Raw genomic sequence first — 12,553 nt, 5'->3', positions numbered from 1 at the left:
TGTCCTCAGAATAAGCCCAGGGAAAACAGCCAGCCGATGATGACGGCCAGCGGTCCGGTCAGTTGTCTCGACAGCAGAAAAGCGGGGACGCCCTTTGCAATGGTCTCCGGCTTTGCCTCCTGCATGGATAGGCCCACCGGCACGAAGTCGCAGCCGACCTGCACGTTGATGGCAAACAGCGCGGGCAGGGCGAAGGCCGGAGATATCGCCCCTGCGCCAATCTGTGTGCCTATCATCACGCCAATCACCTGCGAGATGGCGGCACCCGGTCCGAGCACCGGGGAGAGGAACGGAATGCCACAGATGAGCGACAGCAGCACCAGCCCCCCCAGAGAGTTCGCCAGCGGCGTCAGGGCATGGGCAATCAGGCTGCCGAGTGCGGTCTCCTGCACCAGGGCAATCAGCAGCGAGACAAAGGCCATAAACGGAATAACGTTGCGCAGGGACACATCCACCGCCTCGCGGCTGGCGGCGAACAGCAGGGCGATAACGTGGCCGACGGTGGTACCGGTCTGCTCGACCATGCGCACCAGTTTCTCCGCGCCATGGGGAGGTGGAGGTGCGGTGATAACCCATGGCGCAGGCTCCTGAGTCGTTTCAGGCTCGCCGTCCGGCGCTTCGGCAGTATCCACCAGAACCAGCTGTTCCATCGTGACACCGGAAACGTAGTTATCCTCGGTAATAAAGTGCGCCAGCGGTCCTGCCCGCCAGGTGGGGAGTACGTTGATGGTCGGGATGCCCTTCTGCGGATACAGGCCGCAGCGCAGGGACCCGGCACAGTTAATCACCACGCACAGGATGTCGTTATCCGGCGGAATGTCTGAGAAGCCGTTGACGATTTCCGATTCGGTGAGTGCGCCGATTTCTATCGCCACCGGATGAATTTCGCGCCCGGTCAGCGACAGCACCTTTTTGCCGCTGCCAACAGGCAGCCACAGCCCTTTACCGTAGCCGCCGGGGCCGGGCGGAATGAGCACCGTGTTCATGGGCGTCCCTCCTCAATCACCAGATTGCCGTGCAGGTCATGGAGTTTCGGCACCGGGCCGGAGAGATGAACCGCGCCGACGTGGCAGGGGTTCAGGTCGCCATTAAACACCAGCGTCAGATGGCCGAGTTCAAATAGCGACTGCTGTGCTTCTCTGCCCACAGCCGTTATGAGGTAGCTGTATCCGGCCAGTAACAGGGTATCGCCTGGCAGAATGAACAGATTTGCTTCCCGCATGGTCGGTTCCAGTGACAGGGAGTAGTCCAGACAGTCTTTCGGCCCGTTGCTGTCGAAGGTGATGAGCATTTTGTCGGTGAGGCCGTCGGCGACAAACAGCCCGATGGCAGTAATACGTGCGCAGTAAATCATCATGATGCATTCCCCCGCTTGCTGAGCCGCAGGAACAGGTACTCGGTGATAATCCCGCGGATTAAACCAATCAGCATGGCGGCAGCGATATAGCGCAGCGCCAGCGAGGTGACGGGCAGGCCGAGTGCCTTAACCCCGGCGGCGACGCCAAGCCAGACAAACAACTCCGACGGCACCACGTGGGGAAACAGGCTGGTGAGGGGGTGGGCAGTGGTGCCGAGTGCATCTTCATAGCCGGGTTTACTCTTCTCAGGTAAGAGCTTGCCGAGTGTCAGCGCGCCGGGGCTGCTCATAAAGAACCAGCCGAGTACCGGCAGCACGCCGTAGGTGAGAATGCGCGAGCGGCCGAGCAGGGCGGCGACTTTCTCCATTCTGACAGTGCCGACCAGCTTCATCAGGAAGTTGATGGCCAGCAGCAGGCAGATGAGCATCGGGATAAGTCCCGTCATCATGTCGAGGAAGATTTTGCCTGCGGTCTGGAATACATGAATAAACGCCTCAGCGAGGCTGACTGTCCACATAAGGAGGACTCCGGGTAAAAGGCCCGGAGCGCACAGACTTATCGGACAGAGGTTAAGGCATGACAGGCGTAAGCGTCTGGGGCTCCGGTAATGGCGATAAACAGCTATGGCTCATACTGCTTTCTTTGTTATCCCCGCTTGTGGCGTGTTTTTGTGAACTGAGCGGTTTTCAGGACGAGCGGATGCGTGGCAATTCAGCCCTGAGTATGCGATGCTCAGCAGTTGGGTTTGCAGAGGGTGATAGTCTGCAATTTGTACAGATAAGTTATCACATGATTTTGTGAATTTAAAGATCTGTTTTTCACAGCATACTGTGAATTTATTTTTATTGAATTCAACAAAATCAATTGATTACTGATTAGTGGCGTCTAATGTCTAAAAAAGATAATCAATTTTTTGATCAAGATAACAATTTTCAGTTTGGCACTCGCCTTGCCGAAGCGATGTCGTTATCTGAAGACACAGTCAGTTCTCTGGTAGATAAAACCGGTATTCCCAATTCAACCATTCGAAGCTATCTGAAGGGAGAATCCGTCCCCGGAATCATGCAACTTCGGAAGATAGCTGCTGGTATGGGCATCAAAGCGGGATGGTTTTTAGGTGATGATGAAGAGTTTGCCTGTCCAAAGGACGGGATATCAGAAATTGAAAAGGATCTTGAGCTACTCAATAACCTGTTCAAATACATGGCCCCTGTACAGCGAGGGCGGGTACTGAAACGCGTTCTGGCAAGTGTGGCGCGTCAGATCGACCATAATGTTGACGGTGACAATAATACTGAGCAATAGAACTAACGATCACTATCAGTCTGTATCTCTCATGGCTTTTGCCCTTTAAGGGCAGGCCCGTTCCCCTTATTCTCCCTTCCTTTCAGCCTTTGCTTTTGCCGTCCCTTTCCGCCATTTTCAGTTCTTCTGTTTTTGAGGTGGTACAGGTGGGACAAGTGGTACAACCGCGCCAGCCGTGGCTTTGCGATGTACCACCTGAAAAATGCCAGTCTGAAAAGTGGGACAGATTCAGCAGCGGCTGTCCCACCCTGTACCACTTATTTTAAACCAAATTCTCTAAGGTGGGACGCTGTAACCAGCGCCAGCCCTGCGTGTACCACTTGTCCCACTCTGTACCACCTTGTTTTAAGACACGCGAGACTGCACTCAGATACTGAGAATGCGGGAGGTGAGCCGGTAGACCCTGGCTTTGCCGATCTCCGGCAGGCGAACCTGCGACTGGTATTTCCCGTCGCTGCCGGACAGCAGGCATTCTGCTTCCAGACATAATTTGGCCGCTCTGGCGGGACTGAAGCCCCGGCACATTTCCCGCCAGCCCTCAGGCAGGATGAAGAACAGTGTGTGTTCCTCACCTGTCAGCGGATCTTTTTCCACCCGGCGAAAGCCTGCCATATTCAGCGGGCGGTCCGGGCCATCCCACGAGGCAAAGCGGCAGTACTGGTGCGCGGTGATGAACCGTTTGATCTGCGCCAGCACGCCTTCATCCTCCTGGTTGGCAATATGGCCGCGCTCGTTCAGCCAGGCGTGCAGGCAGATCTGCACCGCCTCATACGCCGTGCCTTCCTGCCAGCCCGTGATGCCGTGCAGCGTCGCCATCTCTCCGGCCACCGCCAGCAGGGCAAAACGGGCCACGATGCGCTGCACCTGGTTTCCGGCATGCTCCGGCATCAGGGCGGTCTGGTAGCGGCGAAGTAATTCTCTTGCCAGCGTGGTGCTGGCGTCCAGGTCGCTGGTGAGGAAGGCCAGCCAGGCACGAAAGGCGGTGCCGTGGAAACGGGCCACCCGGTCGCAGAGGGTATCGGCGAACTGCTGGCCGCTGGCAAAGCCGTGTAGCTGCTCAAACGCGCCATGCTGCCCGGTATCGCTGGGGATTTGTACCATGCGCACGTCCATTCCGGCGTAGAGGCGCTCCCCGGCGCGTTCGGTGTGTTCCGCCAGCGACAGTTCCCCGGTGGAGAACAGCAGCAGCGTCCAGTGCCTGCGGTTACGTACCTCGCCGTCGGTACGGGCGCGCCCCTTGCCCTGGCCGTTCGCCAGCATATAGGCAATCATCCCGGCTTCACGCGGGTCCACTTCGCGCAGTTCATCGAGCGGCAGCAGGGCATCGTTGTGGCGGCTGGCAATTCCTTCCAGCGCATTCCCGGTGGTCCGCCAGGAGTGCCAGTAATCCGTGCCGCCACAGACGGAAGCGGCCACCTTCATTACCGTGGTTTTGCCGTCGGTGGACTCACCGCGCAGATGAAAGCCTCCGCCGCCCGTTCCGGTCAGGCGCAGCAACGGGGCGGCCAGTGCACAGCAGACGGCAAAGATCAGCCGTGAATTACCCGCACAGAGTGCGGCGACCTGCTCCTGCCATTCCGCCAGCGTACCGGATTGTGCAAAGCCGCCAGTCAGGTAGTGGCTGCCCTGAAGAATGACATTGCTGCCACCGGGACCGATAACTTCATCCGGCAGCACATACACGCCGTTGTGCCAGCCGGTTTTCTCCACGCAGGTGACCCTGCGTCCGGGGAGTGACCGCGAGATGTATTCGCATAACAGGCTGCGCAGGGCGGGGCGGGTGGAGATGTAGGTCAGGCCGTTTTCCAGTAGAATGCGCCGCAGCTCCTCGCCGTTGCCGCTGAGCATTGCCATCGGCATGGCCCAGCGCCGCAACTGCCCGGTGGTGGTATGCCATTCCAGCAGTCGGCCATAGCTGCCGTCATGGCTGTCGCAGGTGATGGCGGTGACGTGCAGCGGGGAACAGATGCGCTGGGGCTGGACGTCGCTTTCCCCGTCGCGGCGTTCGGTGAGCTTGTCAAACCACAGCGCTTCTTCATCGAGGCGGAAGTGATCCGGCAGGATATCGGAAGGCCTTTCCTGTCGCAGGCGTTCAAGCTGCCCGGTCCAGTTCTCCAGTAACTCACCGTCAGGGCTCATCAGCCGGGCCATCTGCACACCCGCGTGCGCCAGTTTTACGGCGATTTTCAGCAACTCCTCTTCGCGGATATCGCCGGTGCGAAGTACCCGGACGTAAAGCGTGTCGGGCCTGATTATGGTCAGGTTGTCCAGATCGGCCAGTTCATCCGGGCCGAGTACCACCGGAGGAATATCATCTTCCCGGTCAGGATCTTTTCGCCAGTCGCGTGAGGTCTCCCATGCCAGGCTTCCGGCAAGGATCACCACTTCGAGCGTGCGGTCCGGAGACTGCTTACAGAGAAAAGGGGCGCGTTTCATGATGGGGTATCAGTCGGCTCATCCCTGAGCGTGGATTAACGGATGGCGGTGCGGCGCTGTTGCCACTGGCGGATTTCAGCGGCATCGAAGACCACCAGTCGGGAAGAGAGGTGGACGGGGCGGGGAAAGTCGGTGTCTTTAATCAGGCGGTAAACCGAAGATTCGCTCATCGCCAGAAACTGGACCACCTGCCGCATACGCACGTTACCGCTTTCGGGAAAAGCATCGTTACTGTCAACACGGGTTTTCATGATTGCACCTCACGGGAACAGAGTGTCGGAGCGGTTATAGCGCGGAACGGGAAGGGGAGGTATAGGTCCGGGTGAAAAAGTTAAGTCCGGATAGAAAATAGAGAGTCCGAGAAGAAAAATCTCTGCTATCAGAACTAGTAGAGATTTAATTAATCTCTTGAAATTAAATGGATTTATTATATATGTTTTTTGTCGGGAGTATGTATGTTCAGGTTAACGGATGGCAACGCACGACTACAAATACTTATAGTTGTTCACACTATTCTGTCCCCTGGGCAGCAAATGGCGAGCACCTGATACTTTATATTTGACTCTCCCTTGTTGCTTTTCTGAAGAGGAACGATATTTTCGCTCCAGATGACGTAAGGTATGTGCCTCGAGGCAGGGGCTAATGCTAAGGCTTCACGCTAAGACACCCATAGCATAGAGATAGCTATGTGAATTCGGCTAACAATGACAGTTTAGAGAAGTGCTAGAATATTGTTTTGGCAAGAATACTTAGAAAATGTTATAAAATTTAGCATAAAAAATTTATAACAAAAATGTGATCTAAGTCAAAAATATTGTGCTGCTTTATTAAGAAAGATGTAACGGACTCACACATATCTAAAAGCTGTGGAGATAGTAAATGGGCGTAGAAGTTCCAGATTCAATAGTCTCTATGTTACGAGATTGTCAAAATGATAGTATTAAGACTATATCAAATTATTTAGACGAATCATCAAAAGGCGCTTGCCTTATTAGTTTACCTACTGGTTCAGGTAAGAGTGGTGTTATATGCTGTGTGGCTCATTATAGTAAAATTGATAAAATCCTAGTCGTAAGTCATAGACGTGCTGTATGTAATCAATTATACAGACAACTAAAGGGAGGTTTTTTTGAGAAAATCTTGCAAGATGAATATGAACCATCATTAGTAAAAAAGAATGTTATTAATGGTATCTCGTTAGATGTTCTTGATGGTGTTTATTGTACTACATTCCAAAAGCTTACAAGTTTATCGGAAGAGGATGTAAATCAACTTAAAAATTCTTTTCAATTAATACTTATAGATGAAGGTCATGCTGAACCATCACCGCAATGGGGTTCTGTTATTAGAAAGTTTGAATCAAAGAAAATAATCATAACAGCAACTCCTTATAGAAACGATCTTTTCAGTTTTGACATAGATGTGAAACATACCTTTATATATACATATAAGAAGGCTATAAATGATAAGGTTATAGTTAAACCAACATTTGAGGAGATTACTTCTGAGCAATTGATACATAAAATATTAGACTTTAGGGCAAAATATCCAGATATTGTTTGTATTGTAAAGTGCCGAAACTTCGATGATATTTGTAAATATTATTCCCTTCTTAAGGACACATTTAAAACACTTGCAATCCACGACCGTTTTAAAGATGAACCTCTAGATGATAACTTGAACTATGTCCCAGCTAAAATTGACGAACTTGAGTATGAAGTTTACATCCATCAACGTAAACTTGACGAGGGAATAGATCTCCCGCAGGCGAAGATACTAATTCTTACTTATTCTGTCGGTAGTGGTAAGGAGCTAGTTCAAACAATTGGTCGGGTCGTGAGAGTATTTCGTGATTATAATCCAATTGTATTTGAGTTAGGAAATAGTAAAAATATAAGACTCTGGGATAACTATATTGAGTTTGATGACTATATATCAGATAAATCTTCAGCTGAAAAATTCTTAAATACACTAAATACAGCTTCTTTGCTAGAAAGTTATTTGGATGCTTTCCCTGAACATAGTTATTTTGAATCTTCGTATAAAAAGAAATTCAATTTCTCGGAGTTCGAACCTGCAAGATCCCTAGTTATACCTTTAGCATCGGTGTGCTTTATAAATAAACTTCCAAATTTTGATTTGGCAGACTTTATAGATAAAATTTATTGGGAATTTACTAGAGAGGGGGCTTTGTCGAAATATGATAAAGAGACTGGAGTGATAACTTCTGTTTGTTTTAATAATTCTAAATTTTTAATTGATAGATTGTTCTTTGAACCTTCCTTAGAAATTGTTATAGTAAAAGATCTTGGGAATTTAGTTGCTATATTTGATAGTAGTGGTCGTCGATTTAATCATAGGACTGACCTCAATTTAGGTAGAGCGGTCAATTCCGATATTCTTTATAAGGTATTTGCTCAAACGGAAAAATCCAGAACAACACAGGCAACATCTCGTGCATTATTGGGAAGTTCATTAAAAGCTGAAGGGATCGCCTACATTGGTGAGAACCTAGAGAGTACAAATCATCCACAATCAAATTCAAGTTATGCTGTGACTACAGCAAAGGGTTCTAATTTAAATATAGATGATAAAATTGCATCCTCATATTATTTAGGAATCGGTTCTGGTAGGATTAGTGATCAAAAGTTTCGAAATTTTGACTACGATAGTTTTTGTGCATGGATTGATGAGATTAAATTTACATTCGATAGCAATAATAAACTGAGAAGTAATTTTTTGAGTTCTTTCTCTCAACCTATTGACGGAGCTCCGGAGGAGGAACCTATATCCTGTGTAATTGACTTTAGTGGTATACATGGTGTCATTGAGTTGGAACATTCTAATTGTAGGGTTTTGGTTCAGAATACGTTTTTATTTAAAATGTATAATAGAGGCGTTTCTTTTTTTAGATTTGAAGATATCAACATGAGGATTCTTAAACAAATATCCTCGCCATTTATATTTAGATTGTCTGATTATAAACAGTATGTTTCATCATGTTTAAACAATAAAATAGTTTTTAATTTTAAAGATGATGAATTTAAAGTTAATGTCAATGGGGTTAATATATACTTAAATGGAACCATTATATCACCTGAAAATGTTTTTAACGCCAATACAGTTAAATTGTTATTTAACAAAGGTGTGACTTTTTTGAATGGGATGTTTTATAAGTTTCAACTACCTTCTGAAAGCGGAGAGATAAGTCAAGCCATGCTTGATAAGATTTACCCATTAAAATGTCTTTCTAAAGATACATTAAATGAAAAGGATATTCCGAATTTAACAAAAACTGCATTTGGGGTAAATTCAATATTTAGTCTGATTGATAATCTATCAAATGTGAAAAATCATAATCCGACGATCTCTCAACTTGGGGAGTTTTATGAACATATCCCTGACGTCGATATGATCTTATGTACAGACATGGATACTGAACCTGCAGATTTTGTAATTTCTTCGAAAAGTAAATTAGTATATGTTCATGTAAAATGCGGTAAAACCATAAATCCAGAATCCTCTGCTGGGGCTATAACAGAAGTTGGAAGTCAAGCATTAAAGAATATACATTTCTTGATCTCTCAAAATTCATCCCTTGAGTTTGCAAATCTTTCAAGATTGAAAAAAAGTTGGCCAAGTGATAGCGGAAATGACAATGGTATAAAACTTAATAGCCGCATTCGGTTATACAATAAAACATTTGATATTAATCATTCATTAGAAGATGTTCTTGACTTAATTAAACATCGCCGCTCCATGATATCTGTTAGAAAAGAAATATGGATTGTTATCGGTAATGCTTTTTCGAAAAAACATTTCGAAAGCCAATTTTCTGGGCTAGGGAAAATATCCCCTGAATCATTGCAAGCATATCAACTTATAGATACATGGCTTTTGCAGGCATCAAGTTATGATGTCGATGTTAAATTTTTTGTTTCGGATTAAATGAAAATCTAGTAGGATATTAAAATTAACCCACTTAAAGTTATACCAAGTGGGTTAATTTGATATAATATGATGGTGTTTAAAGTAAATTATTATAGTTTGTTATTTAAGCAGAATATACGGTTGATATTAACTGCCCAAGATTAGTTATTAGCGTTGTATGTTAAATGGATTTTTAAGTTTATGCGTCTATGAGTTAATGCTAATTGGGGAATTTTTGAGTTGACTGTATTCTTGTGTTGATTTTAATGAATTTATCCAAGTATCACTCGGTATATCATAATACTCATACCAAACAGATAATAAATATTGATAATTTAAATGGTTAATTACGCTACCTATTTTAACTCTTATACAAACAACGGCCACCTACGTTTCCTTCTCCCTTCCCATCTTCAACACCTCATAAAAGGTTCCTCGTCCAAGCCCATCCGACGGCACTTCCCGCTCCTGTGCCAGCGTTTTCAGCTTACGAAGTATCCGATCCGAAGCCGGTTTATCAGATGTACCATAACGCCCGTCAGTCTCCTCAACCAGAAGCTGAACAAGCAGCCAGCAGAGTCGGGCAGTATTCTCCCGAGCCTTGTCGCGTTTATGCATTCCCCGCAGAGAAGGTTGTGCTGAAGCCGTGAGATCCGGCAACGCATCGTCACCAAGCGTCTTCAGCCACTTACGGCCACGACTGTTACGCGACAGTTTCATCACCGCCTTTAGGCTGCGGGCCTTAATTTCTGGTGGCGTAAGTTCGTCATCAATAAGTCGCCAGGCCAGGGCAAACATTTCATCGGCATAGAACATGCGTTTGTTTGCCGGGGCGCTGACCATTCCGGTTGCTTTTATGGTGCGGCTGATGGCGTCGTGCAGGATACGGTAATTTTCCTGATGTTCTTCCGGCAGGGCGTTTGCAGATTGGGAAGCATCGAGGCCGAGAAGCAGAAGGGCGAGATGCCGCGCTTCCAGCAGCGGCATATCACATTCTCGTTCAAACAGATTCTGACGAATGGGGCTGGTCACATTATTCTCCTTCGACGATCCGTAGCGGTTCTTCTTCACCGAGCAATGCCTGCCGTCTGGCGGCATCAACGTAGTTTCCCCACCATTGCATGAGCGGCCGCCTTTGTTCCAGATAGTCACTGCGGTTGTAGGCCGCTTCGATCTCGTCTTCTTTCTGGTGTGCCAGCGCAGACTCCAGGACTTCACGGGGGAAATGACCTGCGCCCGCCGTTCTGGCGATGCTGCGCATGCCGTGGGCGACCAGCTCACCACCAAACCCCATACGGATAAGCGCGGCGTTAGCGGTCTGCTGGTGCATGTGCTCCAGTGGCTTACGAATACTGGGGAAGACCCACGGGCGATGGCGGCTGACGGGCTCCATGATCTGAAGAACGCGCAGTGCCTGTTTGCTGAGCGGCACCGTGTGCGAACGGTTCATCTTCATAAAGGTGTCAGGGATGCGCCATTCCGCTTTTTTCATATCGATGTCGCACCAGCGGGCGCTGACGGCTTCGCCGGGGCGAACCCAGGTCAGTAGCTCCCATTCTATAAGACAGCGGGTTTCCTTGCGGATAGAGGCGTTCTGTAGCGCCAGCATCAGCCTGCCCAACTCGCTGGGGTGGAGGGCGGGCATGTTCTGCTTTTTCGGTTTCTTGAAGCGGGCGACCAGGTTGTCAGCCGGATTGAACTCGATGAGCTCTTCGGAGATAGCGAAGCGGAAGATTTCATTGAGCCGTGAGATAACCCGCCGCAGCGTTTCGAGGATACCCTGTTCTTCCAGCGGCGTGAGGTGTTCCTTGAGCATCTTCGGGCGGATCTCAGTGACGGGCGTGTTACCCAGAGAAGGGAAGACGTGCATCTCCAGCGAACGCCAGACATCTTTGGCGTGGTCTTCGCTAAGATCGCTGGTCCGTTTCTTCTCTTTGAGCCACTGTTCCGCAACTTTTTCCAGCGTGCATTCATTCTGGAGTCGTTGCTCCTCTGCAACCTGCTCCAGATGGGCCTGCGGGTCGATGCCCTGCACGAGTAAACGCCGGTATTGCAACCTGAAATCTCGCGCCATGGCGAGGGTGACTACCGGATAGGGGCCAATGCTGATTTTGGTCCGTTTTTTCAGCGCCGGGGGAGCGTATTCGAAGTACCAGATCTTTCTGCCGGATGGCTTAATCAACAACGCCAGTCCGTCGCCATCGCGCAGCATATACTCGGTCTTCTGCGGCTTGGCGGCAGCGATCTCGGTATTGGTTAGGGATTTCAATACCTTAGGCATGTTTTTGCACCTTGTTTTTTTAGCGTTCAGGCAACGCGGTACAAAACAAGATACATAATGCTTAAGATTCATACAGAGATCATGACCACACATGCAACAAAAAAGCCTGCAACTCGTTGAAGTTACAGGCTTTTTTAAGGTTCATGATGCATCATGAATGAATGTTTGGTGGAGCTGGCGGGAGTTGAACCCGCGTCCGAAATTCCTACATCCTCGGTACTACATGCTTAGTTTGTCTTTACATTCGCACGCCAGCTGCGGACAGACACGCCACTAACGAACTAGCCTGATTAGTTTTAGCACTTCAACCCCAGGCAGGGCATCCGCGCGATCTCTTTTGGGTTTGACCTCTCTTGATCCCCGTCCTAAGAGCGGAGGCTAGGGAGAGAGGGCTCTAAGCAGGTTATTAAGCTGCTAAAGCGTAGTTTTCGTCGTTTGCGACTATTTTTTTGCGGCTTTTTACGAGGCCAACCGCCCCTCGGCATGCACCTTGGGTTTCGCGAATCCCGTCGAATCCAGAATCAGCCCCAATGTGTACTTGAAGTATAACAGATTTATGAAGGTGGTTACCAGCCCCCGAAGCGAGGATTCTGGCGGCATATCGAGTGAAAAAGCAGCGACAACAGCAATATAGCGTAGGGCCAGAGGGAGCTGGCCCGCAGAGAGGGGGGATTACCGCCCGGCATTCTTCATGATGCGCGCCTTATCGACCGCCCATTCACGATCTTTCACGTCGGTGCGCTTATCGTGCTGTTTCTTACCTTTCGCTACGCCGATTTTCACTTTGCACCAGGCGTTCTTCCAGTACAACGACAGGGCGACGACGGTATAACCTTCGCGGTTAATGCGGCCGTATAGCGCATCTAGCTCGCGCTGATTGAGCAGCAGCTTGCGGGTACGGGTCGGATCGCAAACGTAATGCGTGGAGGCGACCGCCATTGGCGTAAAGTTGGCGCCGAAAAGATAGGCTTCGCCATCTCTCAGAATGACATAGCTATCGCCGATGTTGGCTTTGCCGGCACGCAGAGATTTCACTTCCCAACCCTGCAGCGCGAGGCCTGCCTCGTATTCATCTTCGATAAAGTATTCGTGACGGGCGCGTTTATTCAGCGCAATGGTGGCTGATCCAGGTTTGTGGGCTTTTTTCTTAGTCATAATGTCCTGAAGTCATCGCTAGTTCTAAACATTGTTACCTCAATCCTTCCTGCGAGGCGTAATGGGCTATCTTAGCACGAGTTATGGT

10 protein-coding genes and 1 other RNA gene are annotated in these 12,553 nt (G+C 49.0%); 2 read left to right on the top strand and 9 right to left on the bottom strand.

Going from position 1 to position 12,553, the window contains the following annotated elements; all coding sequences use genetic code 11:
• Positions 1-5 precede the first annotated feature (5 nt).
• From ABLU78_RS17510 to ABLU78_RS17500, 3 genes are read right to left on the bottom strand one after another with little or no spacing between them, the layout of a single operon-like run.
• Positions 6-986 carry a PTS glucitol/sorbitol transporter subunit IIB gene (locus ABLU78_RS17510; RefSeq protein ID WP_348820610.1) on the bottom strand — a complete coding sequence of 327 codons (981 nt, stop codon included), beginning with the start codon at positions 984-986 and terminating at the stop codon, positions 6-8.
• A complete protein-coding gene (locus tag ABLU78_RS17505) occupies positions 983-1,357 on the bottom strand; it encodes a PTS glucitol/sorbitol transporter subunit IIA (protein WP_323806287.1) in 375 nt (124 codons plus the stop codon). Before ABLU78_RS17505 ends, ABLU78_RS17510 begins: the two co-directional genes overlap by 4 nt.
• Positions 1,354-1,875 carry a PTS glucitol/sorbitol transporter subunit IIC gene (locus tag ABLU78_RS17500; protein WP_097497836.1) on the bottom strand — a complete coding sequence of 174 codons (522 nt, stop codon included), beginning with the start codon at positions 1,873-1,875 and terminating at the stop codon, positions 1,354-1,356. Before ABLU78_RS17500 ends, ABLU78_RS17505 begins: the two co-directional genes overlap by 4 nt.
• Before the next feature lie 371 nt (positions 1,876-2,246).
• On the opposite strand from ABLU78_RS17500, the gene ABLU78_RS17495 reads away from it, so the two are divergent.
• Entirely contained in the window at positions 2,247-2,663 is a 417-nt protein-coding gene (locus ABLU78_RS17495) for a helix-turn-helix transcriptional regulator (RefSeq protein WP_045324751.1), read from the top strand.
• Positions 2,664-3,029: 366 nt separating this feature from the next.
• Here ABLU78_RS17495 and ABLU78_RS17490 read toward each other — a convergent pair whose 3' ends face one another.
• Both ABLU78_RS17490 and ABLU78_RS17485 read right to left on the bottom strand, forming a co-directional pair.
• Positions 3,030-5,099, bottom strand: coding sequence for a DUF927 domain-containing protein (locus ABLU78_RS17490; protein ID WP_323806288.1), 2,070 nt, complete (start codon positions 5,097-5,099; stop codon positions 3,030-3,032).
• Positions 5,100-5,134: 35 nt separating this feature from the next.
• Entirely contained in the window at positions 5,135-5,350 is a 216-nt protein-coding gene (locus ABLU78_RS17485; RefSeq protein WP_032453753.1) for an AlpA family transcriptional regulator, read from the bottom strand.
• Between the two features lie 628 nt (positions 5,351-5,978).
• Here ABLU78_RS17485 and ABLU78_RS17480 point away from each other — a divergent pair.
• The gene (locus tag ABLU78_RS17480; protein ID WP_045378363.1) at positions 5,979-9,047 is read left to right on the top strand and encodes a DEAD/DEAH box helicase family protein; all 3,069 of its coding nucleotides are present in this window, start codon (positions 5,979-5,981) and stop codon (positions 9,045-9,047) included.
• A gap of 369 nt (positions 9,048-9,416) precedes the next feature.
• Here ABLU78_RS17480 and ABLU78_RS17475 read toward each other — a convergent pair whose 3' ends face one another.
• From ABLU78_RS17475 to smpB, 4 genes are all read right to left on the bottom strand, one after another.
• Complete coding sequence (locus tag ABLU78_RS17475; RefSeq protein ID WP_323806289.1) at positions 9,417-10,061, bottom strand: hypothetical protein; 645 nt, start codon at positions 10,059-10,061, stop codon at positions 9,417-9,419.
• Position 10,062: 1 nt separating this feature from the next.
• Positions 10,063-11,310, bottom strand: a complete 1,248-nt coding sequence (locus tag ABLU78_RS17470; protein WP_323806290.1) for an integrase domain-containing protein — start codon at positions 11,308-11,310, stop codon at positions 10,063-10,065.
• A gap of 166 nt (positions 11,311-11,476) precedes the next feature.
• Positions 11,477-11,839, bottom strand: a transfer-messenger RNA (tmRNA) gene (gene ssrA, locus ABLU78_RS17465).
• A gap of 143 nt (positions 11,840-11,982) precedes the next feature.
• The gene (gene smpB / locus ABLU78_RS17460; protein WP_015370247.1) at positions 11,983-12,465 is read right to left on the bottom strand and encodes an SsrA-binding protein SmpB; all 483 of its coding nucleotides are present in this window, start codon (positions 12,463-12,465) and stop codon (positions 11,983-11,985) included.
• Positions 12,466-12,553: the final 88 nt, after the last annotated feature.

Origin of the sequence: Klebsiella sp. JN_Kp122 (assembly GCF_040062085.1) — a bacterium.
Lineage (GTDB): Bacteria > Pseudomonadota > Gammaproteobacteria > Enterobacterales > Enterobacteriaceae > Klebsiella > Klebsiella aerogenes.
The sequence above is the reverse complement of the archived record's forward strand: the minus strand, read 5'-3'. Positions and strand labels throughout refer to the sequence as shown.

Bases quoted from the DNA above. Each gene is read 5' to 3' on its own strand.
- ABLU78_RS17480 (WP_045378363.1), top strand. From the start codon at position 5,979: ATGGGCGTAGAAGTTCCAGATTCAATAGTCTCTATGTTACGAGATTGT.
- ABLU78_RS17485 (WP_032453753.1), bottom strand. From the start codon at position 5,350: ATGAAAACCCGTGTTGACAGTAACGATGCTTTTCCCGAAAGCGGTAAC.
- smpB (WP_015370247.1), bottom strand. From the start codon at position 12,465: ATGACTAAGAAAAAAGCCCACAAACCTGGATCAGCCACCATTGCGCTG.
- ABLU78_RS17495 (WP_045324751.1), top strand. From the start codon at position 2,247: ATGTCTAAAAAAGATAATCAATTTTTTGATCAAGATAACAATTTTCAG.
- ABLU78_RS17490 (WP_323806288.1), bottom strand. From the start codon at position 5,099: ATGAAACGCGCCCCTTTTCTCTGTAAGCAGTCTCCGGACCGCACGCTC.
- ABLU78_RS17505 (WP_323806287.1), bottom strand. From the start codon at position 1,357: ATGATGATTTACTGCGCACGTATTACTGCCATCGGGCTGTTTGTCGCC.
- ABLU78_RS17510 (WP_348820610.1), bottom strand. From the start codon at position 986: ATGAACACGGTGCTCATTCCGCCCGGCCCCGGCGGCTACGGTAAAGGG.
- ABLU78_RS17500 (WP_097497836.1), bottom strand. From the start codon at position 1,875: ATGTGGACAGTCAGCCTCGCTGAGGCGTTTATTCATGTATTCCAGACC.
- ABLU78_RS17470 (WP_323806290.1), bottom strand. From the start codon at position 11,310: ATGCCTAAGGTATTGAAATCCCTAACCAATACCGAGATCGCTGCCGCC.